This is a genomic window from Bradyrhizobium sp. CB82, from assembly GCF_029714405.1.
GTDB lineage: Bacteria > Pseudomonadota > Alphaproteobacteria > Rhizobiales > Xanthobacteraceae > Bradyrhizobium.
Window position 1 is genome coordinate 6336870 of sequence record NZ_CP121650.1, and the last position, 25564, is coordinate 6362433.

A 25564-nucleotide genomic window follows, 5' to 3' on the forward strand; every position below is an offset into this window, starting at 1 on the left:
CATGGACGCCGTAAAGCGTTATTTTCGCAGCCCCGCGGCCGTGATCGGCCTCGTTCTCCTGCTCGCCGTGATCGCGATGGCGATCTCCGCCGGCGCGCTCTATCCGCGCGATCCGCTGGCGCTCGCCGGCCGGCCGCTGGTGTGGCCGTTCACCAATGCGCGCTTCCCGCTCGGCACGGACAATTCGGGGCGCGATATCGCGGCGCAGATTTTCTACGGCGCGCGGATCTCGCTGCTGATCGGGGGCGTCGCCACCGTGATCGCCGTTGCGATCGGCACACTGATGGGGGCGTTTGCCGGCTACTATGGCGGCTGGGTCGACAACATCCTGATGCGGATCACGGAGGCCTTCCAGACGCTGCCGAATTTCGTGCTGCTGCTCGTGCTCGTCGCCGTGTTCGGCTCGACGCTGACGACGGTGACGATCGCGATCGGCATCGTCTCCTGGCCGGCGCCGGCGCGGCTGACCCGCGCCGAGTTCCTGTCGCTGCGCAACCGCGAATTCGTCCAGGCCGGACGCACGCTCGGCATGAGAGACCTTCAGCTCATCCTGGGCGAGATCCTGCCCAACGCCCTGCCGCCCGTGATCGTCTATGCCAGCGTGGTGATGGCGCTCTCGATCCTGCTGGAGAGTGCGCTCGCCTTCCTGCGGCTCTCCGATCCCAACGTGGCATCCTGGGGCAACCTCATTGGCCTCGGGCGCGACGTGCTGCGCGTGCAGTGGTACGTCTCGGCCATTCCCGGCATCGCCATCCTCGTCACCGTGCTTGCGGTCTCGCTGGTCGGCCAGGGCCTGAACGACGCGCTCAATCCGAGGCTGAAGAGCCGATGAGCAAGCAGCCGATCCTCTCTCTGGAAGGCCTCGGCGTCCGCCTGCCCAAGGGCGCCGATCGCACGCATGCGCTGAACGATATTTCGCTGTCGATCGCCTCGAACGAGATCCTCTGCGTCGTCGGCGAATCCGGCTCCGGCAAGTCGATGATGGCCAATGCCATCATGCGGCTGTTGCCGGGCGAGGTCAGGATCGAGAACGGCCGGATGATGTTCGACGGCCGCGATCTCTGCACGAGCGACCCGGCCGTGATGCGCGAAGTGCGTGGCGCCGCTATCGCCATGATCTTCCAGGAACCGATGACGGCGCTCAATCCGCTGCGGACCGTCGGCGACCAGATCGCGGAGATGTTCCGGATCCACACCGATCTCTCCAAGGCGGAGATCGGCGCGCGGGTGCTGTCGCTGCTCGAGGACGTCCGCATTCCCAATCCGAAGGCTGCGGCCAAGGCCTATCCGCACGAGCTTTCCGGCGGCCAGCGCCAGCGTGCGATGATCGCCATGGCGCTGGCGCTCGACCCAAAGCTCCTGATCGCGGACGAGCCGACCACCGCGCTTGACGTCACCACACAGGCACAGATCCTGAAGCTGATCCGCGACCTGCAACAACGCAAGAAGACGGCGGTGCTGTTCATCACCCATGATTTCGGCGTCGTCGCCGAGATCGCCGACCGCGTCGTGGTCATGCAGCACGGGAAGATCGTGGAGCAAGGCACGGCCGATGACGTGCTGAACCGCCCGACGCACGCCTACACGAAGCAGCTCATCGCCGCCGTCCCGCCGCTGACGGCGCCGCCGCCGCGGCCGCTGTCATCAGACAATATCCTCACCATCAGCAACGTCGCCAAGACCTATCGCACCGGCGGCTTTCTCGGCCGTGGTGTGCGCGTCACCGCGGCGGTGAAGGACGCTTCGTTGATGCTGCCCAAGGGCGCAACGCTCGGCATCGTCGGCGAGTCAGGCTCAGGCAAATCGACGCTGGCGCGCTGCATCGTACGGCTGATCGATCCCGACAACGGCGCGATCCTGCTCGACGGCAAGGATTGGGCAAAGCTGGAGCGCGACGAGATCCGCCGCGAGACCCGTCACATTCAGATGGTGTTCCAGGACCCCTTTGCCTCGCTCAACCCCCGGCGCAAGGCGGCCGAGTTGGTCGCGCAGGGCCCCATCGTCCACGGCACGCCGCGCGCGACCGCGATGACCGAAGCCAGGGAACTGTTCGCGCTGGTCGGGCTGGATCCATCCGCCGGCGACCGCTTTCCGCACGAATTCTCCGGCGGCCAGCGCCAGCGCATCGGTCTTGCGCGCGCGCTCGCGCTGAAGCCGGATGTCCTGATCGCGGACGAGCCGGTGTCTGCGCTCGACGTGTCGGTGCAGGCGCAGGTCCTAAAGCTGCTCGGCGAATTGCGCGAACGGCTCGGGCTCTCGATCGTCTTCATTACCCACGATCTGCGCGTTGCAGCGCAGGTCTGCGACCTCGTCGCGGTCATGAAGGAGGGCGAGATCGTCGAGCACGGGCTGGTGGCCGGCGTGTTCGGCCGGCCGCAACATCCCTACACCCAGGCGCTGCTCGCCTCGGTCCCGGGCGGCGCGTTCGCACGGGAGCATGAGACGGCCGTATAGCCGGGCGGACTCGCGATTTGACTGCGGTGAGCGCTGCGGCCCTTCACCCGGATGGCACTGGTCGATGCTTCGCATCGCCAGGCGCAATCCGACCTCGCCCCGCTGGGGAGGTGCACACCGAGGCTGCCGGCCGGATCTCATCTCATGGTCTACATCTCGCGCGCGTCGCGGCGCCGGTAGACCAGCAGCATGAGCGGTGCGAGCTTGCGCATCAGGCTGTGCGCCGGAATCGGCACCGGATTGGTGAACGGCAGCGCGAGCTCGCTGTCCGGCACGCCGCGCACCGCTTTCGCAAGCTGATCGCCGAGCGGGATCGTCAGCGCCACCGCGCGGCCGTTGCAGCCGGTCCAGCCGTAGGCATTCGGCCCGAGCTTGTGGATCCGCGGCAGGAAATCCGAGGTCATGCCGACATAGCCGCTCCAGACATAGTCGAAGCTGACGTCACCGATCTGTGGCCAGAGCCGCCGCAAGCGCTCGGTGACGCGCGTCTTTAGCCGCTCCGCCTTGTTGCCGGGCCCGATCACGGCACCGCCGGTGACGAGCCGGTTGCGCGCGTCGTAACGGGCGAAATACAGCTCGCCATGGGTATCCGACATTGCCTGCCGCGCGGGAATAATCGTCTTCCTGACATTGTCCGACAGCGGCAGCGTCGCCATCTGCCAGGACAGCACCGGCATCACCTCATGCGCGATGTCGGGCACGAGCTGCTTGGAGAACTCGCCGCTATAGGCATTGGTCGCCATCACCAGCGCGCGGCCGGAGATCTCGGCCTTCAGCGTCTTCACCACCCATCTGTTGTTGCGCCGCTCAAAGCTCACAGCCGGGGAGCGCGCGTAGATGCGCGCGCCCTGGCCGAGCACGGTGCGCGCCAGGCCGCGCGCCAGCGCGAGCGGATTGATGTGGCCGCCGGTTCTGTTCCAGAAGCCGCCATACCAGGCGTCGGAGCCCAGCATGTCCCTCACCTGCTCGCGCGAGAGCAGTTCGACGGGCGCACCGAATTTCGACCATTGCCGCACCCGCCGCTCCGCGATCTTGATGCGGCCCGGCGAATGCACCGGCTGCACCCAGCCCGCCTGCTCCTGTTCCGCCTCGATGCCATAACGCCGCGCCACCTCGAAAAGCGTCGATGCGCTGCCGCGCAACAGGTGGACGAAGCGCTCGCCGACCGCGCCGTGTCGGGCGATGATGTCCTCGGGGTCCGGGCGAGACAAGGTCGGGATCACCTGGCCGTTGTTGCGGCCAGAGGCGCCCCAGCCCGGCTCGGCCGCCTCTACGATTGCGACATCGACGCCGGCTTCGCGCAAGTGCAACGCCGTCGACAGGCCCGTGAAGCCGCCGCCGACCACGACCACATCCGCCTTCGCAGCTCCGACGAGCTCCGGCAATTCGAGCCCCTGCGGCGTGACCGCGGCCCACAGTGAATTCGGCCAGGTGACGGTTGAACCACTCATCATCAATCTTTCCAAATTGTCCCAAGCGTCACGAGATACCGCATCTGCGGCAGTCGCAGTTGACAGCCGCTTGCGGGTACGTTGTCGTGCTCGCCAGCCTAATCCACCCATTCATGCCGGGGAAATCAAGTGGCCCTCAAAAACGTCATCGGAATCGACCACGCCGTGGTCATGGTGAAGGATCTCGACAAGGCCGCGGAAAACTACAAGCGGCTCGGCTTCACCATCTCGCCACGCGGCACCCACAGCGCGCATATGGGATCGGGCAACTACACCATCATGTTCGACCCCGACTATATGGAATTGCTCGGCGTGCTCGCGCCGACGGAACATAATGCTCCGGCGCGCGCCTTTCTCGAAAAGCACGGTGAGGGCATCGAGCGCATCGCCTTCACCGCGGTCGATTCCACGGCGGGCGCCGAGGAGATCCGCGCGCGCGGACTGACGCCGGTCGGCCCGGTTGATTTCGAGCGACCGGTGACGCTGCCAAACGGCTCGGTGTCGGCGGCAAAATTCCGCGTCTTCCAGTGGCCGGTTGCGGAAGCGCCGGGCGGCGTGCGCATCTTCGCCTGCCAGCACAAGACGCGCGAGACGGTGTGGATTCCCGAGCTGATGACGCATGCCAACAGAGCGAAGCGGCTGAAGCAGGTACTGATCGCAACCCCGGAGCCGACGAAGGACGCCGCGCATCTGTCGCGCCTGATCGACCGCGAGGCAAAAGCGGAAGCCGACGGCGCCGTGACGGTGCCCTCCGGCGGCAACCGCGCCGACTTCGTGTTCCTGAGGCTCGACCAGCTCGGCAGGCGCTATCCCGGCGTCTCGCTCGAAGGTCTTGCCGAGCGCGGCGGGGCGGCGCTCGTGCTGGTGAGCGGCGATCTCGCGGCGACCGAGAAGGCGCTCGGTGCAGCCGCCTCGCGCAGCGGCGCTGCGATCTGCGTGGCGCCGGCCGCAGCCAACGGCACCCTGCTCGCCTTCGTTGCCGGCTGATTTGAGCTAATTCTTTAACGGCTATTTACCGCCGGCGCCATACGATCCCAGGTACACCACATTTTCCTGGGATCGCATTCATGTTTAGAGAAGGCTCGCCAATCGTCTATGACGCGCCGGCCGAACTTAAGAAGTGGCCGTCGCTGAAGGGCGAACGCCTCAAGGACCGCGGCCCGCCCTATCTCGTCTACAACGGCACGCTCGCCGAATGCGTTCGCGAGCTGATGGCAAAACCCATCAAAGGCATTTCGCTCTACGACATCATGACGAGGCCGCAGCCCGCGTTCGACCAGACCGTGCTGTCGCCGGGCGACGCCGCCGAGATCGCGATGCGCAAGGACTTTCCCAAGGACTAGCTGCGCGTCCATCCGAGGACGACGATCGGCCATGCTACATCCGCGAGTTCTTCGCCAGCGGCGGACTTTGTGCAGCCGCTTCTCCCGGCCGGTCCAGAAACACCACCGGCGTTCCGCGCTTGATGTTCGCGCTGAGCGCCTGCGCATCCCAGTTGGTCAGCCGGACGCAACCGTGCGAGGCCGACTTGCTCACCCTGCCAGGATCAGGGGTGCCGTGAATGCCATAGCCTTCGGCGGACAGGTTGATCCAGGTCGAGCCGACGGGGTTGTTCGGACCAGGCTTGATCGTGAAAGGCCTTTTCGATTTCACGCCCTTGAACTTGTAGTCCGGATTGTAGCGATAGGTCGGATTTTGATTGATTTCCGTCACTTTCAGCGTACCGCTCGGCGTCGGCTTCTCCGGGCTGCCGACAGTCGCAGGATAGAACGCGAGCAGCTTTCCGCTTGCATCGAACGCCTTCAGCGTTTGCCGCGTCTTGTCGATTTCGACCCGCGCGACCGGCATCGGATTTTGTTGCCCAATGACGTTAGCAACGGCGATACTTTCCCCGGCCTTGTCGAAAGTCTTCCCGGGGTTGATCGCACTGAGTAACGCCTCGCTCATGTGGAATTTCTCAGCGAGCGCCTCGCGCGGACTCGTGTAGCTAAGCGCGTCCAGGCTCTTCATGTCCTCCATCTTCGCAGGCAGCTTCTTGAGGAAAGGCCCCTTCACGTCCGCTTCCGTGATCTCGTAATCGATGATGGCCGGGCCATCGCTCGTCGCGGCGAGCTTATCCCAGAGATCCGGTGTGATTGCCTTCCCGAGATTTAGCCCATTTGCTTCGGCAAATACGAACAGGGCCTTCTGCGCGTTCTCCCCGAGCTTACCGTCGATCTCGCCCGGGGAGAAGTGCGCGCGGTCGAGCAGGATCTGAAGCTTGACGATTGAACTGCTCGGCTTGTCGGAGCCCGTCGGTTTCGCGGGCATGGCTGCGTCATTGATGCCGGCGGCATCGAGACCTGCTGCCATGACGGGCGTCATCGCAAGGAACGAGAGCACCACAGCGGCAAGACTTCGCAACATGCTGCATCCTCAGCCCAAAGCTCTCCGTAAAGTCGCGGGAAGCGATGAAGTTCCAGAGCGAGGAAAATACGGTGTTCCTGCACGGAACAGCAAAGATCGCAGCTTCGCCGCAATCGACTCGTTAAAAAGTCCCTATCGGCAGCGCATTTGCAGCCAACTCACCCACAATTGAGGCTCACACAAGCAATGCGATTCGTTCTCGCGGCGCTCGCCGCGTTCCTCGTCCTGATGCTCGACCTCGACGGACCGGCGAATCCGGCATCGAGCGCCAACAATCTTCTCCTCGCCACCAGTCCATCGGAACAGATCTCCTCCGCCTTCGCAGCGCTGTTCGAAAGAGCTGAGGCCAACGAACAGTCGAACGTAGCACGCGCGCAAGAGAATTCTCCTCCGTCGGACACGTCAGCGGATACCACCACCGAATACAAGGCGGAGAAGTCGCCGCACGATGCATTCTGCCACGCGCTCCGCGAGGCCGCCGAGAACAGCGAAATCCCGGTGCCGTTCTTTGCACGCCTGATCTGGCAGGAGAGCCGCTTCCGCTCGAACGAGGTCAGCCACGCCGGCGCGCGAGGCGTCGCGCAATTCATGCCGGAAACCGCAGCCGAAGTCGGGCTCGACGATCCCTTCGATCCGTTCAAGGCGTTGCCCGCGTCCGCAAAACTGCTGCGCAAGCTGCGCGATGATTTCGGCAATCTTGGCCTCGCAGCAGCCGCCTACAATGCCGGCAGCGGCCGCATACAGAAATGGCTGGCGAAGCAGAGTGCACTGCCGCGCGAGACACGCGATTACGTCCAGATCATCACCGGCACCAAGGCGGAAGACTGGATCGAGGACGCCGACATGCTTGCGATCCGTATTGATCTGCCCAGCGAAGCACCGTGCGAAGGCGTCGGAGGGCTATCCAAGACCAGGGAGGTCGCGTTCGTCTCGGCCTCCCCTGCGGCGAGTGTCACCGCGCTGATTCAGAAGGCGCAAGCCGCGGAGGCCACGGCAAAGCTCGCCACGCACCGCGTGCGCAAGCGCCTCGCTTTGCTGCTCAGGAAAAGCGCGGCGCCGGCGGGTGCCACGCGGCTCGGCAAGGCACGCAACATGATCGCCGCGCGCGCGGCCAGGAACGCCAAGGCTCGTGCCGTTCGCGTCGCATCGCGCGAGCGATCCTCGAGCTGATACACGAAACCAGCGAGCCGTTCGACCGATGGCTTCCAACGGTCGCCTTTCGTTGGCGACCAGCCTGTGTTGAAATTCATTCCCGACGAATGGGGTGCAACACGAGGCCACGGGACAGCAATGCCGTTGAAGAGCGCCGGTATCATCGCCTATCGGATGCGGCCGCCGGGCATCGAGGTCCTGCTCGTGCATCCCGGCGGGCCATTCTGGCGCAACAAGGATCTCGGAGCGTGGTCCATTCCAAAGGGCGAATACGTTGACGGGCAGGAGGCCGAGGCAGCTGCACGACGGGAGTTCGCCGAGGAACTAGGAGTACAGCTGACGAGGCCGCTGACCAAGCTCGGTCAGATCAAGCAACGCGGCGGCAAGATCGTCGTCGCCTTCGCCGCCGAGTTCGACGTCGACCTCCGCAACATTCGCAGCAACACATTCGAGATCGAATGGCCGCCGCGCAGCGGCAAGCGGCAAAGCTTCCCCGAGATCGATCGCGCCGAATGGTTCGCGCTCGATGAGGCGCGGGCGAAGATCAATCCGGGACAGCGTCCGCTGCTGGATCGGCTGGCGCAGCTAGCGGGCGGGCGCTCCGGATAGATCGCTGCAGTCGCGCCCGCTGCACAGACCGGTCTCTCGTGTCGGTCACCGGCGAGGTAACCACTGGGAACACGAGATCGACGAGGCCCGAATTCGCGATCGCGTGCCCGGCCACGAAGCAGGTGCGCCCCCTCTGCCGCCTGCAAAAGAGGTCAACCGACCCTGCGGTCACGCTCTCAGCCAAAGCCCACGTCGCTCCCGACGCGACGCAGTTCTCAGCGAGCACCGGGCGGCTCGGCCGACCGCCCCATCAAAATTTGAAAAACAACCCCATGCAAAGGCGGCGAGGGTCGCCGGATCACCATTGCTGTTTTTACGAAATGACTTGACACGTCGGGCAAATCAGTGGCAAAAGTAGATCATCGCACAATCCGCAATAGCAGACCCAAGACCCGCCCGAGAACAGGCGAGCGTCGCGCGGTTGCGCGCGAAAAATCCCAATCGACAGATGAAGTTGCATCTCACCGCCGCAGCGGGCGTCGCGCCCGCGCGTGCAAAGCCGCGCGCCCGCGCGAAGGAGTCCATCGACATGACCACAGCCCCAGACCGCAGCACGACCACGACGATCGCCGCGCCCGATCGACGGCGACCCGCCTCAATCCCACGGATCAAGCTGTCGCGCCGCGGCTTTGCGATCGACCATCCGGATCCCGCAACCGGCGAGCGGCTGATGGCCGAGGCACTCGGCGTCACCGATCGCGACGCCATGCACGGCATCCTCCGCCAATTGGTGAGGGCAAGCGTGAAGGGCACCAGGCCCGATGCGACCTGCCTCGCCTTCATGCTCTCGATGGTGCAGAGCATCCAGCCCAGGGACGCCATCGAGGCCATGCTGGTGGCGCAGATGGTGTCGGTCCATGTGATGACGATGCGCTGCGCCTTTCAGCTCGCAAGCGCCATCGACATCGCGCAGCAGGACAGCGCCACGCGCGCCCTCGGCCGGCTGGCGCGCACCTTCCCGGCCCAGATGGAGGCGCTCAATCGCTACCGGACCAAGGACGAGCCCGCCATCACCGTGCAAAACCTGTCGGTGCAGGACGGCGGCAAGGCCATCGTCGGCAACATCACGCAGCACGCGAGCGTGATGGTTTCGGACCAACGCCCGCCGGCCGCAACAACCGATGCGCGGACGGTCCCGACGCAGGAGCTCGGCGAACGCGAGCACGCACCCGTGCGCGCAACGCGCGCCGCCCGGGCATGAGCGATCAACGCTGCGACAGGACACCGATGCACGAGAGCCCGCGCTGCGGCGCCAAAACCCGCCGCGGCAATGCTTGCCGCGCGCCGGCCGTGCGCGGCAAGAGCCGCTGCCGCATGCACGGCGGCGCGGAGGGATCCGGCGCGCCCAAGAAAAACCGGAACGCTCGGAAGCTTGGCCTCTTCACCAAGGAGGCGGTCGCCGAACGAAGGCAGGTCCGGGTAATGCTGGATGAAGCGCGGAAGCTGCTGCGTGAGTTGAAGTGATAGTCGGTGATGCCTCGCCCTATGGAAGAGGCTAGTCGGCCGTGAGATACCTCGGTTGGAAGCAGTGTCGGGGGTTTCTCAATAGTGCAACCTCGGCACCAGCAGCACGAGCAAGACAATCACAACCGCAGCGACCACCCCCATCCACCCCCGGGCGTCGAACTCAAAACCAGGCCCTTTGAATTTCAATTGGTGGTCAGACATACAGCTCTCCATTTAAGAACTGAGAGCTGATTCGCGGGGACGCAGCGCGCCAGGAATATCAATGGCTTAGACGTCATCGCTGACACAGCGGGACACCATCCCTTGCTCCTGATATCGGTAAAGCGTTCGAGCACATTGGCTTTTCGAGGCTCGTTTCGCCCGAGCTTTCGCTACCTAGGAACAGCACAACGCTGACCGATGGCTGATTCATCTTAACCAAATAATAGGCTGCGCTCTTAGGCCGACAGTGAGCGTCACCAGAGAAATTCACGGCAATCACTCAGAATTGGCAGAGAGCGGTCACCGTAATTCCGGTCCGCAATCTCACTGACAGGTGCTTGGCAACGTTTTGCTCAACGGCGCGAAGCTCGCTACGTATCGGCAACATTCGCAAGTGCAAAGCAACAGCCTCTTGTGGTAATATTCTTCTATGCCCGCCCGAAAAAAATCCTCGACAAAAAAACGCGTCACCAAGGTCGTTATTGGCCGAGAGCGCTTTGCAAAGATCAGCGCAGTTGAGGGCATCCAGCCCTCGGCCGCCATGCTGAAGCGGGTAGCCCGGTTCGACCGCCAAGGCTTGTCTGCCGCGGAGCGGCGCCGCGAAATCATCAAAGCGTACAAGAAGGGCTAGGAGCCTCGATGTACGACGCCGTTGAAGACCCGTATTGTTATCCGGGCACAATGGTCCTCAAGAACAAGCTGAAGCTCAAGACGCAAGAGGAACTCGACGCTTTCGAGGCGGAAATTACCGCGCAGCGCGCAGAGGAGCCCCTGCCGGCTGGCAAGCTCACCTATCCGCACTACCGGGCTATCCACAAACACCTGTTTCAGGACGTCTACGATTGGGCCGGGAAGGTCCGCACGGTCCGGATTTCGAAAGGTGGTAGCATGTTCTGTTATCCGGAGAGCATCGATCGTGAGATGTCGAGACTCTTCAGCACTCTCGCCGGTCAGAAACACCTCAAGAACACGACGCCTGACAACTTCGCGGAAAAGGCCGCACATTTCCTCGCTGACCTCAATGCGATCCATCCGTTCCGCGAAGGCAACGGTCGTGCACAGCTTACCTTCCTCACTCTGCTCGCCGAGACTGCCGGTCATCCGCTGGCCATGGAGCGGCTGGACCCTGACCGGGTGATGCAAGCCATGATCGACAGCTTCGGCGGGGATGAGAAACCTCTGGTTGCGCTTATTCGTGGTCTCGTCAACGACGAAGACGCGAGGAGCAATTAGCTCATGAGATGAGTTGAGCCCTTCGCGAATCCGTCATTGTCACGAATGAATTGATGGGCTGCATCTCGCTCTACCCTCCTACAGGCTACATCCTCAGCTCGTGGATGACTGGACAAAGCTCTCGCGCCGAAATGTCCAGCGTCGCAACCGTCACGGGCAGCCTGAAGCGGCGCGGGCCGGCACTTCCGGGGTTCAGGTAGAGGACCCGGTCTTTCGTGTTGAAGCCGGGTTGATGGGAATGTCCGGAAATCACGACGTCGATTCCGCAAGCGGCCGGAGTGATCCGTAGCGTCTTGAGGTCATGCAAGACATAAAACGATCGGCCGCCAAGCCGTACGGTCACCGTTTCGGGGTAGCTGTTCGCCCAATCACTGACATCGATGTTTCCCCGGATGGCGGTGACGGGCGCAATGCGGCGAAGTCCGTCCAAAACTTCCGGCCGACCGATATCACCGCCGTGGATGATGTGTGAGACTCCGGCCAGGCACTGCACGGCCTCCGGCCGCAACAGGCCGTGGGTGTCCGAGATGATTCCAATGCGCGTATGCGCCACGTAGGCCTCTCTTGCACTGCATCAGCCGTGGACTTGCGGTGGCCCGGCGCGGTTCGATCGGGCGCCTCCCGTCAAGTCAAGCGGCCTTCCTTATGTGATCTAGATCATAGGTTGTGTCCATCGAGCAGACTACGTTAGGTGAGCGGCGGGCGTTGGTTCGCTTTGCCGTGCGCCGACGGGCGTTTCCTCCCTAGACTTGGCCGATCGCTTCGAACAAGCGGAGCGATCGGCCCGTTTGTCGTGCGTGAGATGGGCGTGACACGGAGACGGAAAAGACCGATGGATACCAGCGGATGACCATCTGCTGCTCGAGCTGGGCGACGCGGGCCGCCATCTTCTCGAAGCCGTCCTGCCCGAACAGCTGGTGCTCCTGCTTCTCGAAATCCTCGGCCATCGCATCGTATTCATTCGAGGAGACCACCTCCTTCAGCTTCGGGAAGAGATCGGTATCCTCGCGGGCCGCGTGCGGCCGATAGATCGCGATGAAGGACTGCATCGAACCGACGAGCTGCTTTCGATCGCCATCATTGCTGCGGCCGACGGCGCGAGCCTCAGGATCGTTTCCGTCACCTTTCGGCCCGCTTCGTGCTGGCGCAGAGGGGGTCCACCAGATCGGTCATCTTCCCGGCCTTCCTGAAGCGCGGGAAAACGTGCTCCTCCTCCGACTTCTCATGATAGTCGTTGATGAAATCACGGATGATCCCGGCCGACTGCGTGATCAGGGCGGCGTCGAAATCCTCGTTTGACGAGAACTTCCGGATCCCCGCTTCGTAGCGCTTCTGGCAGCCGTCGGGCGCGGTCAGCGCCAGGCCTTTTCGTTCTTCTGTTCATAGTCCTTGAAAGCCTTCTCGAGGCCGCCGAGAACCTCGGCGGACGTCTCGAACATCGCCTTCAACTGCGGTTCGTCGACTTTCTGGATGTCCTCGCGCAGATGGTTCCGGATATCCTGGAGCTGCTTCTGCATCTTCTGCGTATGATGCCTGGGATCGCGATCTGCCGCACTTGCCATGGCCAGTCTCCTCATTGCTAATGTTGGCACCGCCAGACTCCGGGCGTCCGGCGAGACGGCGTGTCAACGGTCGGGGGATAGCCTCGTTCCAATTACGAAATTCGATGAAGACGGCATGAAATTCAAAGAGGGGGCTTGCGCTCGCGAAGTCGCGCGTCCTCGAATTCACCGGCGAGGCCATGAAGGATTGAGACTGGCCGGCTGAAGAACCGATATCGTTTATCGGAATCCGATAAACGTGGACCCGTAACCGGATCGAACGACCGTGAGCAACCTGAGCTGGGCGCGGCGCTCTACAATCCGGTATGGACGACGACCGTGCATTCGCCTCGCGACTTTCGGCATCGCGCTGGTCGGCTTCGTCCTGCTGACCGTCTGGCGCGCTCCTCCACTCGTCGTCGTCGCCTTCAGTGCCGCGGCTGGGACGGCCATGGCGCTCCTCTGACATGCGGTTGAACGAACACTGAGCACAACTTTATCGGGAGGCAAATTGTCGCACGCGTCGAAATTCGCGCCTGCATGTGAATTCGCTCACAGTGGGCACTGGGGGCAGCGAGCTAAGGTCGTTGACGGAAGTCGGCTTGCGAAATTTTTCTGCGCAGGAGATTTCCAGCAGGAAGCTGTTCTGGATCGGGGCTATCGCGGTTGCCTTCGAAGCAACCGTTGCAGCAGCTGCGCCTGCCCCCGTCAGACAGAGCGTTGGCTGCGCGCTCCCGATCGATAGCGAAGCCAACCATGCTGCAGCCACAGCCGATCTTGAAGACTGCCGCTCGCGAGGCGGCGATGACGCGCGTACCGGCCGCGTTGGCAATCCGGAGATTGCGCCATGAGCACGACCTATAGTGCAACAGCGTACAGGCGGCTCGCTTCTGCACGGCGTGTCGTCAGCCTGCTCGAACGATATTGGGAGGCGTTTCAGGAGCGACGCAAACGCACGCGGCTGCGCGGCGTCCTGTCCGATCTAGCCGACAGGGAGCTGATGGACATCGGCATTTCGCGTGGGGAGATCGATTACGTCGCCTCGAATCCAAATATCGACCCGCGCGGCGCCCGATCTATCCCGCCGACGATGATCTGATATCCGCGGCCCATCGGCTTCGACTGGAAGGGGCTGGCACAGCTTTCCCCCCGGCGGAAAGCGTTTTGTTGCACGCGAGGCATTCCGGCGCGCCGGATCCGCGGGCCGGGGATTCGGTTATGGTGGCGAGCGCCGGCACCATCCGAAAGACCAAAGCCTTGACACCTGAACTTCACCAGAAACTCACCGCGTGGCGCCAGCATTTGCATGCCAATCCCGAGTTGTCCTTGCAGGAGAAGGCGACGTCGGCCTTCGTGCAATCGAGGCTTGCGGAGCTCGGCATTCCCTTCGAGGCCGACATCGGCGGCCACGGCATCGTCGCAACGCTGACGCGCGGATCCGCGCAAGGCCGCGTCGGCCTGCGCGCCGACATGGACGCGCTGCCGATCACCGAGGAGACCGGGCTTGCCTACGCCTCGCGCCATCAAGGCGTGATGCATGCCTGCGGACATGACGGCCACACCGCCTCGCTGCTCGGCGCGGCGGCGCTGCTGGCGCTCGATGCGAGCTGGAGCGGCACGGTCGATTTCATCTTCCAGCCCGCCGAGGAAGGTTTTGGCGGCTCGCGTGCGATGGTCGCCGACGGCCTGTTCGAGCGCTTTCCGATGACGCGGATTTTCGGCTTCCACAACTGGCCGGGGCTGGACGCCGGCACCATCGCGGTCCACGACGGCGTCGTCATGGCCTCCGGTGGGCGCGTCACGCTCACGATCGAGGGACACGCCGGTCACGCCGGCATGCCGCATCTGACGCGCGATCCGCTCGTGGCCGCCGGCCACCTGATCGTGGCGCTGCAATCGATCGTTTCGCGCAATGTCGATCCGCTCGACACCGCCGTGCTCTCGCTCTGCGCGATCGAAGGCGGCACGGCGTCGAACCAGATCGCGGGGCGCGTCGTGATCCGCGGCACGCTGCGTCACCACCGCAGCGCGGTGAAGGACACCATCGTCGAAGGTATCGAGCGGACCTGCGCCGGCATTGCGACGAGCTTTGGCGTCAAGGTCACGCCCGAGATCGTCATGGGCGTGGGCACGGTCGTCAACACGCCGGCGGAGGCGGGCCTGGCGCGCATTGCCGCGGAGAAGGTGCAGGCGCCGCTGCGCAGCGACCTCGCCCCCAGCATGGCCGGCGAGGATTTCGCCTTCTACCTCCAGCATCGGCCCGGCGCCTTCGTCTGGATCGGCAACGGCGAGCTTCGCGACGGCGCCGAGCTTCACGGCCCGCGCTACGATTTCAACGACGCAATCCTGCCGGTCGCATCCCACTGGATGGCCGAAGTTGCCAAGACGGCGTTGGCTTCAAATTAGCCGATGGCCGCCGGCGGGGCGGGAGCCATCGAACCTCCGAATGACGGAATCAAAGTCCGCACGCGCGGCGAGGAAAACAAAGTCTTCCAGTCCCGTCACGCTGCGACGTCTGTCGGTGCCCGCGCGCCGGTCATGAAGGCGACCGCATCCGACATCGTATAAGCCTTGGGATCGATCACCGTGAGCCGCCGACCGAGCCGATGGATATGGATGCGATCGGCGATCTCGAACACGTGCGGCATGTTGTGGCTGATCAAGACCACCGATACGCCTCGCCGGCGCACGTCGAGGATCAGTTCCAGCACGCGACGCGATTCCTTGACCCCGAGCGCCGCGGTCGGTTCGTCCATGATGACGACGCGCGAGCCGAAGGCCGCGGCCCTTGCCACCGCCACGCCCTGGCGTTGACCGCCCGATAAGGTCTCGACGCGCTGGTTGATGCTCTGCACGGTCATGAGACCCAGCTCGGTGAGCTTCGCACGCGCGACGCGCTGCATGGCCTTGCGATCGAGCATGCGGCAGATCGTGCCGAGCGGGCCCGCCCTGCGTAGCTCGCGGCCAAGAAACATGTTGTCGGCGATCGAAAGGCTCGGCGACAGTGCAAGCGTTTGATAGACCGTCTCGATGCCGGCCGCCTGCGCGTCGAGCGGCGAGCGGAACGCGACTGGCGTGCCGGCCAGCCTGATCTCGCCGGCGTCCGGAACGAGTGCGCCCGAGAGCGCCCGGATCAGCGACGACTTTCCGGCGCCATTGTCTCCGATCACGGCCAGGATCTCGCCCGGATAGAGATCGAAGTCGGCGTGATCGAGCGCCGTCACACGGCCATAGCGCTTGTTCAAGCCGCGTGCCTGGAGGAGCGGTGTTGCCCCGGGAATGTTCGGTCCTGCACTCATGCTGACACCTTGCGAATCCATTGATCGAGCGCCACTGCGATGATGATCAGCCAGCCGACGGCGAATTCCTGCCAGAGCACGTCGACATCGGACAATGCGAGCCCGTTGCGAAATACGCCGACGATGAGGGCGCCGATCAACGTGCCGATAATCGAACCACGCCCGCCGAATAGGCTGGCACCACCGACGACGACCGCCGTGATGCTGTCCAGATTGGCCGTCTGGCCGGCCTGCGGGCTGATCGAGCCGATGCGCCCGATCAGCGCCCACGCACCGAGCGCGCAAATCACGCCGGCGATCACATAGACGCTGAAGAGGATGCGGTCGGTTCGGATGCCGGCAAGCCGCGCCGCATCGGGATCATCGCCCACCGCATAGAGATGGCGACCGAAGGCCGTACGATTCAGCACGAACCAGATCAACGCCACAAGTCCGAGCATGAAGAAGGAGCCGTAGGTGAAACGGGCGCCAAGGACGTTCACCGGCGTTCCCAATGCCTGCAGCAGCGGGGCGATTTTCGCGACCTCCTGCGAACGGATGGTCTCGGACGCCGAATACCAGAGATTGAGCGCGAAAAAGATCGACCATGTCCCGAGCGTGACGATGAAGGGCGGCAGCTTGAGCCGGGTCACGAGCGCACCATTGAGCAAGCCGCAGCCGGCCCCCGTGGCGACGCCGACGACGAGCGCGATTGGAGCGGGCAGCCCCATGGTGACCGCAAGCTTGCCCATGATGACGGAGCACAGCACCATGATCGCCCCAACCGACAGATCGATGCCGGCGGTGATCACGATCAAGGTCTGCGCCGCCCCGATCACCCCGATGATCGTGACCTGCTGGATGATCAGCGACAGGTTGAACATCGAGAGAAAGCGCGGGCCGACGGTGATGCCGAACGCCGCAACGCTGAGCAGGAGCACAATCGCCGGCACCGCCGTCGGATTGGCGTGCAGGAAGTGCTGAAGCTTCTGAAGCGGCGATCTTGCGCGGACTTCGAATTCGGCCACGCGGCTCTCGCCCTTGCCGGGCACGAGCTCGAAGGCCTGGGCAGCGGGGCGACTACTGCCGATATCGGTCATGGCCGTTTTCCTCGTTGCATGCGGAGACCTGCCCATCCACTCTCGGACGAGCTTCTCCGGCGTTATCTGGCGCCCGGATCGCGGACGCCAGTCCTTGCCAGTGGCTACTAGTCAGGGGCGATCAGCCCCAGCACTTCTTCAAGGCGGCGGCGCTGTCGATCGACGGCATCTCGCCGGCCGGCTTGTCGGTGACGAGTTCGACACCGGTGTTGAAGAAATCCAGGCCCGGCGAGGCCTTCGGCTTGCCGCCGCCAGAAGCGAACGCCTTCACCGCCTCGACGCCTTTCGCCGCCATCAGCAAGGGGAACTGCATGGAGGTGGCACCGATGACGCCGTCCTTCACGTTGCGCACCCCGGGGCAACCGCCATCGACCGAAACGATCAGCACGTCCTTTTCGCGGCCAACCGAGCGCAGGGCCTCGTAGGCTCCCGCGGCCGAAGGCTCGTTGATGGTATAGACGAGCGAGATGCCGGGATCCTTCTGCAGCAGATTCTCCATCGCCTTGCGGCCGCCCTCCTCGCTGCCGAGGGTCACATCATGGCCAACGATGCGCGCATCCTTCTCGTCGCCGATTTTGGCGGGGTTGCCGAGATCAATGCCAAAGCCTTTCAGAAAACCCTGATCGCGGGCGACGTCGACCGAGATCTGGTTCACGTTCAGGTCCAGTAGCGCGATCTTCGCCGATGCCGCCTTGGCGCCCAGCGTTTTGGCGGCCCACTGGCCGATAAATTGGCCCGCCAGGAAGTTGTCGGTGGCAAACGTCGCATCCGCCGCATTCGCCGGATCGAGCGGGGTGTCGAGGGCAATGACCAAGATGCCCGCGGCCCGTGCCTTCTCGACGGCGGGAACGATGGCGCGGGAGTCGTTCGGTGTGATCAGGATGCCTTTGGCGCCGGCGGCGATCAGGTTCTCAATGGCTGCGACCTGGCTCTCATTGTCACCGTCGACCTTTCCGGCGAAGGATCGCAGCTCGACATCATTGGCCTTGGCCGCCTCCTCGGCGCCGGCCTTCATCTTCACGAAGAACGGATTGGTATTGGTCTTGGTGATGAGCCCGACGATCGGCTTGTCGGCCGCGAAAGCGCTAGTGGCGCCCAAAGTAAGCGCGACTGCCGCGAATAGCCCGAGTGACTGACGCATGTATTCCCTCTCCTGGAGCGTTTGTTGCCTGCGCGGTTCGACCGCGGGTTGGATGATCCTAAGAGAAAGCAAACGGACTTGTCAATAAATAAATCATTCCGACTTATTAATTGACACCGACCGGCAACTGCGTTCATTGTAGGCCGACTGCCATTTGGAATGGGTCAACCAAACTGTCGTGATGGCAAACGACCAAGGCGTTTGCGGAGCCGAGGATGGACGAAACAACACCGGTCGGAGCAACCAACCCGACGGTGGCCCTGCCGGGCGGGAGCCGCGGCAGCACCCAGACGGGTATGAGGCTGTATAATGAGCGCCTGATCCTCTCCCTTATCCGGCGCCATCGCAGTCTCGCCAAAGTCGAGATCGCGCGCCTGACTGGTCTTTCGACCCAAACGACGACGGTGATCATCAATCGGTTGGAAGCCGATGGCCTGGTGCTCGCAGGCGAACCGCAGCGAGGCCGCATCGGCCAACCTTCCGTTCCCTACTCGCTCAACCCGGCCGGCGCTTTTGGTCTCGGTCTGATGATCGGCCGGCGCAGCTCCGATCTGGTGTTGATGGACTTCACCGCCGGAATCCGCGCCAGACGCCGCGCGATCTATTCATTCCCCGTGCCAGAAGACATCATGGCATTTGCCGAGCGCGAGATGCCGGATCTTCTCGCCGAATTGCCTGAAGCCCAGCATGGCCGGATCAGCGGCATTGGTGTCGCGATGCCGTTCGAGTTGTGGAACTGGGAAGCCGATCTGCAAACGCCACCCGGCGTGCTCGGCAAGTGGCGTGACTTCGACGTAGCAGCTGAACTCTCGCGCCGCTTCGGCGCTTGGCCGGTGCACGTCTGCAACGACGCGACTTCGGCCTGTGCGGCCGAACTCACCTTCGGTGCCGGCGCAGCGTACCGGGATTTCGCCTACTTCTACATTGGCGCCTTCATCGGCGGCGGTATCGTTCTGAACGGAAGCCTCTTCCCCGGCCGCAGCGGCAACGCCGGCGCGCTTGGCTCCATGCCGATCATGCGACGGGACGAACATGGTGAGTCGAGCCTTCAGCAATTGATCCGCACTGCCTCCATCTATCAGCTGGAGCGACAACTGATCGCCGCCGGTCGACGCGGCACCGATATCTGGCTCTCGCCCGACGATTGGTCGAGTTTCGAGGAGCCGCTCGATGCGTGGGTTGCGGGAGCGGCCGAGGCCCTGGCGCAGGCCATCGCCGCATTGCTGGCTGTGATCGACTTTGAAGCCGTCATCATCGACGGAGCCTTTCCGCTCGATGTGCGCCGTCGTCTCGTCGAGCGCACAAACGAATATTGGGCCCGCATGGACCGGCAGGGCCTCACCGATGCCGTGGTGGTGGAAGGCTCGATCGGGCGTGATGCACGCGCGATCGGCGGTGCGGCCTTGCCGCTGCTCGCAGCGTTCGCTCGCGATCACGACGTTCTCTTCAAGGATTGAGCATGATCGACGGCATGGTTCTCCACTCCGAGCGCATTATCGTGCGTGGTACGGATCCTTCTTCCCGCAAGTCCCTGACAGACTCGAGGCTTGTCGCGATGAACAAGGGTGACGTCGTGATCCTTGTCTGTGGCGAAGCCCTGATCGATCTGTTTGTGACCAGGTCCGGCCGGTCCGAAATGTCGGCCCGTGCCGTTGCCGGTGGCTCTCCCTTCAATGTCGCGATCGGTCTCGCTCGGCTTGGCGTGCGAACGGCCTTCCTGAGCGGCATCTCGCGCGATCACTTCGGCGCGTTCCTCGCGGACAGGCTGGCTGGCGAAGGCGTTGATGACAGCTTTCTCGTGCGCACCGACAGGCCGTCCACGATCTCGATCGTAGCGACGACCGACGACGGTCAACCGAACTACGCTTTCCATGGCGATGGGGCGGCAGATCGGTCGCTTCAGCTCAAAGACCTGCCCGGCATGTTGCCGGACGACGTTCAGGCTTTGACTTTCGGTTCCTTTTCCATGGCTGTCGAGCCGGTCGGCACCACATTTGCTGCTCTCGCCGAGCGCGAGCGTGCACGCCGCGTCATCAGCGTCGACGCGAACGTCCGTCCGACCGTCGTCAGCGATATGCAAAGCTGGGCAGTTGCCGCGGAACGTTTTTACCGGACGGCCACGATGATCAAGGCGAGCGACGAGGATATTCGCCTCGCGTGGGGCGGTCGTGTCTCAATTGCCGATGCGGCCGCCTATTGGCTCAAGTGTGGCGCGCGCCTCGTGGTGGTGACCGAGGGAGCGAAGGGGGCAACCGCCTTTTCCGCCGCTGGCAGCGTTTCAGTGCCGGGTCGTTCCGTGGTCGTGCGCGACACCGTGGGCGCCGGCGACACATTCCACGCCGCACTGCTTGCGCAGCTTGCGAAAACCGGCAGGCTCCATCCCGAGTCCATCGCGGCGCTCGACCTGCCCGCAATCCGCGAGTTGCTTGCTTACGCAGCGGCTGCCGCCGCCATCACGGTTTCCCGCGATGGTGCCGACCTGCCGACCACCACCGAGATCGATGCGAGTACGGAGCCATGCCATGCTTGACAGAGTGACGGACGCAACGGGCCACATCAGAGGGGCTCCAATTGAAAAGGCTTCGCCTATGACCAGCCGCGTGATTCCCGTGGCTCCCTTCGTCCTGACCGTCTTCGGAGCGACGGGCGATCTGGCGTGCCGCAAGCTGTTGCCGGCGCTGTTTCGTCGCGATTTTGCCGGCCAGCTACCGGAGGAAGCGACTATTTTCGGCGTCGCGCGCGGCGCAATGCGGCGGGATGATTTCCTCGCCATGGTGCGAGCGGCGATCATGAAATATGTGCCGGCATCGGAAACCGCCGGACCCGAACTCGATCGCTTCCTGGGCCGCATCTCCTACATGGCTGCCGATGCAGAGAGTGAGAATGGTTGGCCCGAACTCGCAGCCGCCTTGTCGGCCTACGCGGAACGCATTCAGGTCCATTATCTGGCGACGGCACCGCATCTGTTCGGACCGATCTGCGAACGGCTGGGTCACTACGGTCTTTCAAAAGGCGATTCCCGCATCGTTATCGAGAAGCCGATCGGCAAGGATCTCGAGTCCGCAATCCGGCTCAATCAAACCATCGGCATGATTTTCCCGGAGGAACGCGTCTACCGGATCGATCACTATCTCGGCAAGGAGACGGTGCAGAATTTGATGGCGCTACGGTTCGCCAATGCGTTGTTCGAACCGCTGTGGAATGCCGCTCACATCGACCATGTGCAAATTACGGTCGCTGAATCCATCGGCGTGGAGGAACGCGGCACTTACTACGACAAGTCCGGCGCCCTGCGCGACATGGTGCAGAACCATCTCCTCCAGCTGCTCTGTCTGGTGGCGATGGAGCCGCCACATTCGCTCGAAGCCGACGCCGTGCGCGACGAGAAGCTCAAGATCCTGAAATCGCTCGAACGGATCGACGAAACAAACGCGGCATTGCTGACCGTGCCGGGTCAATACCGCGCCGGCGCATGCGATGGGGTCGCGGTTCCGGGTTATGCGGAAGAGATCACCGATCGCCCAAGCGCGACCGAAACTTTCGTTGCGCTCAAGGCAGCCGTTGCCAATTGGCGCTGGACCGGCGTTCCCTTCTACCTGCGCACCGGAAAGCGACTGCAGCAACGCAGTTCCGAGATCGTCGTGACCTTCAGGAAAGTTCCGCATTCGATCTTCAATTCGAATTCGGGAAAAGCCGTTCAGACGCGGCTCGTGATCCGCCTGCAGCCCGACGAGGGAATCAAGCTCTGGCTCATGATCAAGGAGCCCGGGCCGGGCGGCATGCGGTTGCAATATGTCCCCCTCGACATGAGCTTTGCCGAAGCATTCGACGTCTCGGTACCGGACGCTTACGAACGGCTGTTGATGGATGTGGTCCGCGGAGACGCGACCTTGTTCATGCGCCGGGACGAAGTCGAGGCGGCATGGCGCTGGATTGACCCGATCCGTCAGGCGTGGAGCCAGATGAACGAAATCCCGCGCCCCTATGTTGCCGGCAGCTGGGGCCCCTCCGCGGCCGTCGCACTGATCGAGCGCGACGGCCGAACATGGATGGAGGACGGTCCATGATTGCCGAGCAGCGCGCAATCGATGCTCAGTCCGCAAACAGGAGGCTTGTATGACGATCGAAGCAAGGATCAATGCGCGGGTCGCCGAAGTGACGGATCGCATCGCTCGGCGCAGTCACGACAGCCGAGCACGCTATCTCGACCGCATTGCGAACGCGGCGAGCACGCCAGTGCGGCGGCGACTGGGATGCGCCAACCAGGCCCACGCCTTCGCGGCTTGCGGGGGGCACGACAAGAAGCTGATGCAGGATGGCCATGTCCCCAGCCTCGGAATTGTCACGGCCTACAACGATATGCTCTCGGCCCACCAGCCCTACGAGCGTTTCCCTGAACTCATCCGACAGGCTGCGCGTGCAGCGGGTGGTGTTGCCCAGGTCGCAGGCGGCGTTCCGGCGATGTGCGACGGCATCACGCAAGGCGAGGCGGGAATGGAGCTCTCGCTGTTCTCGCGCGAGGTCATCGCCTTGTCCACCGCGATCGCGCTGTCGCATCAAACCTTCGACGCCGCGGTGTTTCTCGGCATTTGCGACAAAATCGTGCCGGGACTTGTTATCGGCGCGCTCTCGTTCGGACATTTGCCTGCGGTCTTCATTCCGTCGGGACCGATGACCTCGGGCCTGGCCAACAGCGAAAAAGCGAAAATCCGGCAGGCCTACGCGGAAGGAAAGCTGGGCCGCGAAGCTCTGCTGGAAGCAGAGGCGAAGGCCTACCACGGCGCGGGGACGTGCACGTTTTACGGGACGGCCAACACCAACCAGATGCTGATGGAGATCATGGGCCTGCAGCTTCCGGGCTCATCTTTCGTGAACCCCAACACGCCTTTGCGCGATGCGCTGACTCGCGCGGCGACCGAGCGAGCATTGGACATCACCTCGCTCGGCAACCAACCCATCCCGATTGGCCACGTGCTCGACGAGCGCGCCTTCGTCAACGGCATCGTGGGGCTGCACGCCACTGGCGGCTCGACCAATCTGACGCTGCATCTGGTCGCCATGGCTGCGGCGGCCGGCCTCGCCCTTACGTGGGACGACTTTGCCGACCTCGCGCAGGTGACGCCACTGATCGCGCGGATCTATCCCAACGGCTCCGCAGACGTGAACCATTTTCATGCCGCCGGCGGAATGAGCTTCTTGATCCGGGAATTGCTTGCTGCCGGGCTCCTGCACCGCGACGTCTTGACCGTCTGCGGCGCCGGACTCGATGCGTACCTGCAGGAGCCGCTGCTCGAGGCCGACGGCACGTTGACGTGGCGCGACGGACCGGCTGGAAGCGGCGATTCCGCCGTGCTGCGCGGGATCGCTGATCCGTTCCAAGCAGCCGGCGGCCTTCAGCTTCTGACGGGCAATCTCGGACGCGCGGTCGTCAAGACATCTGCGGTCGCACCGCAACGCCACGTCATCGAAGCGCCGGCTCGCGTCTTCCATTCCCAGGAGGATCTGCAACGGAGCTTCGCTGCGGGTGAGCTCACGGGTGATGTGGTCGCGGTGGTACGCTTCCAGGGTCCGAAAGCAAACGGCATGCCGGAGTTGCACAAGCTGATGCCGCTCCTTGGCGTGCTTCAGGATCGCGGACTGAGGGTCGCGCTTGTCACAGATGGGCGGCTTTCGGGCGCCTCGGGCAAGGTTCCTGCAGCCATTCACGTCACCCCTGAAGCGGCGGATGGCGGTGCGATTGCGCGGATTCGCGATGGCGACCTCATTCGGCTCGACGCCGTCACCGGTCAGCTTGACGTGCTCGTCGCCCCGAGCGAGTGGGACGCGCGAGCCTGCGCGCAAGCCGATCTCTCCACCGCGCATGTAGGAATCGGCCGTGAACTCTTCGGCTTCTTCCGCGAGCGCGTCAGTTGCGCAGATCGCGGCGCCAGCGTTTTTGTATCCTAAAGCGTGATGAGATTAAGTCCGATCAGTCGCGTGGGGCACCTCTCCCCAGCGGGGAGAGGTCGGATTGCGAAGCAATCCGGGTGAGGGCCGCAGCACTTATTGAGACTGTAACCCTCATCCGGATCGCATCTGTCGATGCGATCCGACCTCTCCCTCCGGGAGAGGTGAATCCTCGGCATCGCACCGATTCAACCAAAACTCATCCCGCTTTGGACGCAATGGATGGCCGTACCCGCTAAATGATGCCGCCTCGCCGGAGCGCCGCAATCGCGGCCGCGTCATAGCCGAGTTCGGTCAGGACGACATCCGTATGCTCGCCGAGCGTCGGCGGACGCGTCGCGATCTCGCCCGGCGTTTCCGACAACCGGACGGCGGCTCGTACCACCGGCGCGGGTTTCGGCAAGCCCGGATAATCGACGTCCTGCATGAAGCCGGTGGCGCGAATATGCGGATGATCCAGCGCCTGTTGCGGGCTCAGGACGGGGCCGGCTGGAATCATCGCACGTCCCAGCGTGTCGACCGCCTCCTGCGTGGTGCGCTCGGCGCACCAGCGCGCCATCCGCTCGCTGATGATGGGGCCATTGTCGCCGCGCTTGATATCGTCGGCAAAGCGCGGATCGCCGAGCCATTTGTCTTCCTCACCCATGAGCCTCGCCCAGCGAACGAACAGCGGATGACCCGTGACCTGGCACAGCACCCAGCCGTCTTTGGTGCGGTAGATGTCGGCCGGCGCGGCGGTCTGGCCGAGATTGCCAGTCGGAACGCGGTTGACGTTAATCACCGCCTGTTCGATCAGCGTTGCATTGGTGAAGGAGAGCGCGGTGGCAAGCAATGCGCCCTCGACGACCTGGCCGCGCCCGGATTTGCCGCGCTCGATCAGCGCGGCAAGCGTTCCGAACGCGCAATGCAACGCAGTTCCAAAATCAACCCAGTTCACGGCGGCCCGGTAAGGTGGATCGCCGGCGCCCGTCATGTACACCGATCCCGACATGACCTGCCCGACACCGTCGAAGCCAACGCGGTCGGACCAGGGCCCCGGCCCGCCGAACGCAGTTGCCGTCGTCAGGATGATGTCCGGCTTGATCGCCTTGAGGGCGTCGTAGTCGAGCTTCATCGCGCGCAGAGTCTGTGGCGGCAGGTTGGCGACGACCACGTCCGCGGTCGCGACAAGACGGCGCATCACCTCCTGCCCTTCCGGCTTCATCGGATCGAGCGTGATGCACTTCTTGTTGCGGTTGATCTGTAGAAACAGCGCGCCTTCACCGCCTTCGCCGACCGGCGCCACGAAGCGATCTTCGCTGCCATCGCGCTTTTCCACGCGAATGACTTCGGCGCCGAACTCGGCCAGCAATGTCGCGCAATACGGCCCCGCGATATAGCGCCCGAAATCGAGGACGCGCACGCCCTCCAGAACTCCCCCCATCGATTTCTTCCCTTGTGTTTCTTGTCAGATTACAGGGAACGGTTGCCACGGCAAGGTGGCAACCGCCAGCCTCGGCCAGCAGAAGTGATCGCCCAATGGTTAGACTGGTCGACGTTCCGCATTAGTATGGCCTGTCCGTCATCCCTACCCAGAGCCGCATCC

Annotated in this window: 25 protein-coding genes and 1 pseudogene; 16 read left to right on the forward strand and 10 right to left on the reverse strand. The window is 63.6% G+C overall.

What is annotated here, in order from left to right; all coding sequences use genetic code 11:
• Position 1 precedes the first annotated feature (1 nt).
• The gene (locus tag QA640_RS30765; RefSeq protein ID WP_283036601.1) at positions 2 to 832 is read left to right on the forward strand and encodes an ABC transporter permease; all 831 of its coding nucleotides are present in this window, start codon (positions 2 to 4) and stop codon (positions 830 to 832) included.
• Positions 829 to 2454, forward strand: a complete 1626-nt coding sequence (locus QA640_RS30770) for an ABC transporter ATP-binding protein (RefSeq protein WP_283036602.1) — start codon at positions 829 to 831, stop codon at positions 2452 to 2454. Before QA640_RS30765 ends, QA640_RS30770 begins: the two co-directional genes overlap by 4 nt.
• A gap of 149 nt (positions 2455 to 2603) precedes the next feature.
• On the opposite strand, the gene QA640_RS30775 is transcribed toward QA640_RS30770, so the two are convergent.
• Positions 2604 to 3905, reverse strand: a complete 1302-nt coding sequence (locus QA640_RS30775; protein ID WP_283042938.1) for an FAD-dependent oxidoreductase — start codon at positions 3903 to 3905, stop codon at positions 2604 to 2606.
• Between the two features lie 129 nt (positions 3906 to 4034).
• Between QA640_RS30775 and QA640_RS30780 the strand changes: the two genes are divergently transcribed.
• Together QA640_RS30780 and QA640_RS30785 are read left to right on the forward strand one after the other, a co-directional pair.
• A complete protein-coding gene (locus QA640_RS30780) occupies positions 4035 to 4892 on the forward strand; it encodes a VOC family protein (RefSeq protein ID WP_283036603.1) in 858 nt (285 codons plus the stop codon).
• A gap of 80 nt (positions 4893 to 4972) precedes the next feature.
• Positions 4973 to 5248 carry a hypothetical protein gene (locus QA640_RS30785; RefSeq protein WP_283036604.1) on the forward strand — a complete coding sequence of 92 codons (276 nt, stop codon included), beginning with the start codon at positions 4973 to 4975 and terminating at the stop codon, positions 5246 to 5248.
• A gap of 34 nt (positions 5249 to 5282) precedes the next feature.
• Here QA640_RS30785 and QA640_RS30790 read toward each other — a convergent pair whose 3' ends face one another.
• Positions 5283 to 6311, reverse strand: a complete 1029-nt coding sequence (locus QA640_RS30790; RefSeq protein WP_283036605.1) for a L,D-transpeptidase — start codon at positions 6309 to 6311, stop codon at positions 5283 to 5285.
• Positions 6312 to 6497: 186 nt separating this feature from the next.
• Between QA640_RS30790 and QA640_RS30795 the strand changes: the two genes are divergently transcribed.
• From QA640_RS30795 to QA640_RS30810, 4 genes are all read left to right on the forward strand, one after another.
• Entirely contained in the window at positions 6498 to 7481 is a 984-nt protein-coding gene (locus QA640_RS30795; RefSeq protein WP_283036606.1) for a lytic transglycosylase domain-containing protein, read from the forward strand.
• Between the two features lie 120 nt (positions 7482 to 7601).
• Positions 7602 to 8072 (forward strand): NUDIX domain-containing protein, encoded by a 471-nt coding sequence (locus QA640_RS30800; RefSeq protein WP_283036607.1) that lies wholly within the window; start codon positions 7602 to 7604, stop codon positions 8070 to 8072.
• 529 nt (positions 8073 to 8601) lie between these two features.
• Complete coding sequence (locus QA640_RS30805; protein WP_283036608.1) at positions 8602 to 9273, forward strand: hypothetical protein; 672 nt, start codon at positions 8602 to 8604, stop codon at positions 9271 to 9273.
• A gap of 26 nt (positions 9274 to 9299) precedes the next feature.
• Positions 9300 to 9536: an HGGxSTG domain-containing protein gene (locus QA640_RS30810; RefSeq protein WP_283036609.1), complete on the forward strand. Its 237-nt coding sequence runs from the start codon at positions 9300 to 9302 to the stop codon at positions 9534 to 9536.
• A 78-nt stretch (positions 9537 to 9614) separates the two neighbouring features.
• On the opposite strand, the gene QA640_RS30815 is transcribed toward QA640_RS30810, so the two are convergent.
• Positions 9615 to 9740, reverse strand: coding sequence for a hypothetical protein (locus QA640_RS30815; protein WP_283036610.1), 126 nt, complete (start codon positions 9738 to 9740; stop codon positions 9615 to 9617).
• 639 nt (positions 9741 to 10379) lie between these two features.
• On the opposite strand from QA640_RS30815, the gene QA640_RS30820 reads away from it, so the two are divergent.
• Positions 10380 to 10973: a Fic family protein gene (locus tag QA640_RS30820; protein WP_283036611.1), complete on the forward strand. Its 594-nt coding sequence runs from the start codon at positions 10380 to 10382 to the stop codon at positions 10971 to 10973.
• Positions 10974 to 11058: 85 nt separating this feature from the next.
• On the opposite strand, the gene QA640_RS30825 is transcribed toward QA640_RS30820, so the two are convergent.
• The 3 genes from QA640_RS30825 to QA640_RS30835 form a co-directional block, all read right to left on the reverse strand.
• Positions 11059 to 11526, reverse strand: coding sequence for a metallophosphoesterase family protein (locus tag QA640_RS30825; RefSeq protein ID WP_283036612.1), 468 nt, complete (start codon positions 11524 to 11526; stop codon positions 11059 to 11061).
• 190 nt (positions 11527 to 11716) lie between these two features.
• Positions 11717 to 12022: a hypothetical protein gene (locus QA640_RS30830; RefSeq protein ID WP_283036613.1), complete on the reverse strand. Its 306-nt coding sequence runs from the start codon at positions 12020 to 12022 to the stop codon at positions 11717 to 11719.
• Positions 12023 to 12325: 303 nt separating this feature from the next.
• On the reverse strand, positions 12326 to 12535 hold the full coding sequence (locus QA640_RS30835) for a hypothetical protein (RefSeq protein WP_283036614.1): 210 nt from the start codon (positions 12533 to 12535) through the stop codon (positions 12326 to 12328).
• A gap of 279 nt (positions 12536 to 12814) precedes the next feature.
• Here QA640_RS30835 and QA640_RS30840 point away from each other — a divergent pair.
• From QA640_RS30840 to QA640_RS30850, 3 genes and pseudogenes are all read left to right on the forward strand, one after another.
• Positions 12815 to 12980 (forward strand): annotated as a pseudogene (locus tag QA640_RS30840) (chromate transporter); the annotation flags it as partial.
• Positions 12981 to 13361: 381 nt separating this feature from the next.
• Complete coding sequence (locus QA640_RS30845; protein ID WP_283036615.1) at positions 13362 to 13613, forward strand: DUF1127 domain-containing protein; 252 nt, start codon at positions 13362 to 13364, stop codon at positions 13611 to 13613.
• 158 nt (positions 13614 to 13771) lie between these two features.
• The gene (locus QA640_RS30850; protein ID WP_349253756.1) at positions 13772 to 14920 is read left to right on the forward strand and encodes an amidohydrolase; all 1149 of its coding nucleotides are present in this window, start codon (positions 13772 to 13774) and stop codon (positions 14918 to 14920) included.
• A gap of 95 nt (positions 14921 to 15015) precedes the next feature.
• Here the strand turns inward: QA640_RS30850 and QA640_RS30855 are convergent, their stop codons facing one another.
• The 3 genes from QA640_RS30855 to QA640_RS30865 form a co-directional block, all read right to left on the reverse strand.
• Positions 15016 to 15813 carry an ATP-binding cassette domain-containing protein gene (locus QA640_RS30855; protein WP_283036617.1) on the reverse strand — a complete coding sequence of 266 codons (798 nt, stop codon included), beginning with the start codon at positions 15811 to 15813 and terminating at the stop codon, positions 15016 to 15018.
• Positions 15810 to 16892: an ABC transporter permease gene (locus QA640_RS30860; protein ID WP_283036618.1), complete on the reverse strand. Its 1083-nt coding sequence runs from the start codon at positions 16890 to 16892 to the stop codon at positions 15810 to 15812. The genes QA640_RS30855 and QA640_RS30860 overlap by 4 nt, the downstream gene beginning before the upstream one ends.
• A gap of 121 nt (positions 16893 to 17013) precedes the next feature.
• Positions 17014 to 18033 (reverse strand): sugar ABC transporter substrate-binding protein, encoded by a 1020-nt coding sequence (locus tag QA640_RS30865; RefSeq protein WP_283036619.1) that lies wholly within the window; start codon positions 18031 to 18033, stop codon positions 17014 to 17016.
• A 215-nt stretch (positions 18034 to 18248) separates the two neighbouring features.
• Between QA640_RS30865 and QA640_RS30870 the strand changes: the two genes are divergently transcribed.
• Genes QA640_RS30870 through edd form a run of 4 tightly spaced genes read left to right on the forward strand, consistent with a single transcriptional unit; the run spans position 18249 to position 23979 of the window.
• Positions 18249 to 19490 carry an ROK family transcriptional regulator gene (locus tag QA640_RS30870; RefSeq protein ID WP_283036620.1) on the forward strand — a complete coding sequence of 414 codons (1242 nt, stop codon included), beginning with the start codon at positions 18249 to 18251 and terminating at the stop codon, positions 19488 to 19490.
• Between the two features lie 2 nt (positions 19491 to 19492).
• Positions 19493 to 20563 carry a carbohydrate kinase gene (locus tag QA640_RS30875; RefSeq protein WP_283036621.1) on the forward strand — a complete coding sequence of 357 codons (1071 nt, stop codon included), beginning with the start codon at positions 19493 to 19495 and terminating at the stop codon, positions 20561 to 20563.
• Between the two features lie 58 nt (positions 20564 to 20621).
• Positions 20622 to 22100, forward strand: a complete 1479-nt coding sequence (gene zwf / locus QA640_RS30880; protein WP_283036622.1) for a glucose-6-phosphate dehydrogenase — start codon at positions 20622 to 20624, stop codon at positions 22098 to 22100.
• Positions 22101 to 22149: 49 nt separating this feature from the next.
• Positions 22150 to 23979, forward strand: a complete 1830-nt coding sequence (gene edd / locus QA640_RS30885; RefSeq protein WP_283036623.1) for a phosphogluconate dehydratase — start codon at positions 22150 to 22152, stop codon at positions 23977 to 23979.
• A 235-nt stretch (positions 23980 to 24214) separates the two neighbouring features.
• Here the strand turns inward: edd and QA640_RS30890 are convergent, their stop codons facing one another.
• The gene (locus QA640_RS30890; RefSeq protein ID WP_283036624.1) at positions 24215 to 25402 is read right to left on the reverse strand and encodes a CoA transferase; all 1188 of its coding nucleotides are present in this window, start codon (positions 25400 to 25402) and stop codon (positions 24215 to 24217) included.
• Between the last annotated feature and the right edge of the window lie 162 nt (positions 25403 to 25564).

Coding starts and splice junctions, on each gene's coding strand:
- QA640_RS30765 (WP_283036601.1), top strand. CDS start 2: ATGGACGCCGTAAAGCGTTATTTTCGCAGCCCCGCGGCCGTGATCGGC.
- QA640_RS30770 (WP_283036602.1), top strand. CDS start 829: ATGAGCAAGCAGCCGATCCTCTCTCTGGAAGGCCTCGGCGTCCGCCTG.
- QA640_RS30775 (WP_283042938.1), bottom strand. CDS start 3,905: ATGAGTGGTTCAACCGTCACCTGGCCGAATTCACTGTGGGCCGCGGTC.
- QA640_RS30785 (WP_283036604.1), top strand. CDS start 4,973: ATGTTTAGAGAAGGCTCGCCAATCGTCTATGACGCGCCGGCCGAACTT.
- QA640_RS30790 (WP_283036605.1), bottom strand. CDS start 6,311: ATGTTGCGAAGTCTTGCCGCTGTGGTGCTCTCGTTCCTTGCGATGACG.
- QA640_RS30795 (WP_283036606.1), top strand. CDS start 6,498: ATGCGATTCGTTCTCGCGGCGCTCGCCGCGTTCCTCGTCCTGATGCTC.
- QA640_RS30800 (WP_283036607.1), top strand. CDS start 7,602: ATGCCGTTGAAGAGCGCCGGTATCATCGCCTATCGGATGCGGCCGCCG.
- QA640_RS30805 (WP_283036608.1), top strand. CDS start 8,602: ATGACCACAGCCCCAGACCGCAGCACGACCACGACGATCGCCGCGCCC.
- QA640_RS30810 (WP_283036609.1), top strand. CDS start 9,300: ATGCACGAGAGCCCGCGCTGCGGCGCCAAAACCCGCCGCGGCAATGCT.
- QA640_RS30815 (WP_283036610.1), bottom strand. CDS start 9,740: ATGTCTGACCACCAATTGAAATTCAAAGGGCCTGGTTTTGAGTTCGAC.
- QA640_RS30820 (WP_283036611.1), top strand. CDS start 10,380: ATGTACGACGCCGTTGAAGACCCGTATTGTTATCCGGGCACAATGGTC.
- QA640_RS30830 (WP_283036613.1), bottom strand. CDS start 12,022: ATGCAGTCCTTCATCGCGATCTATCGGCCGCACGCGGCCCGCGAGGAT.
- QA640_RS30835 (WP_283036614.1), bottom strand. CDS start 12,535: ATGGCAAGTGCGGCAGATCGCGATCCCAGGCATCATACGCAGAAGATG.
- QA640_RS30845 (WP_283036615.1), top strand. CDS start 13,362: ATGAGCACGACCTATAGTGCAACAGCGTACAGGCGGCTCGCTTCTGCA.
- QA640_RS30855 (WP_283036617.1), bottom strand. CDS start 15,813: ATGAGTGCAGGACCGAACATTCCCGGGGCAACACCGCTCCTCCAGGCA.
- QA640_RS30860 (WP_283036618.1), bottom strand. CDS start 16,892: ATGACCGATATCGGCAGTAGTCGCCCCGCTGCCCAGGCCTTCGAGCTC.
- QA640_RS30865 (WP_283036619.1), bottom strand. CDS start 18,033: ATGCGTCAGTCACTCGGGCTATTCGCGGCAGTCGCGCTTACTTTGGGC.
- QA640_RS30870 (WP_283036620.1), top strand. CDS start 18,249: ATGGACGAAACAACACCGGTCGGAGCAACCAACCCGACGGTGGCCCTG.
- QA640_RS30875 (WP_283036621.1), top strand. CDS start 19,493: ATGATCGACGGCATGGTTCTCCACTCCGAGCGCATTATCGTGCGTGGT.
- zwf (WP_283036622.1), top strand. CDS start 20,622: ATGACCAGCCGCGTGATTCCCGTGGCTCCCTTCGTCCTGACCGTCTTC.
- edd (WP_283036623.1), top strand. CDS start 22,150: ATGACGATCGAAGCAAGGATCAATGCGCGGGTCGCCGAAGTGACGGAT.
- QA640_RS30890 (WP_283036624.1), bottom strand. CDS start 25,402: ATGGGGGGAGTTCTGGAGGGCGTGCGCGTCCTCGATTTCGGGCGCTAT.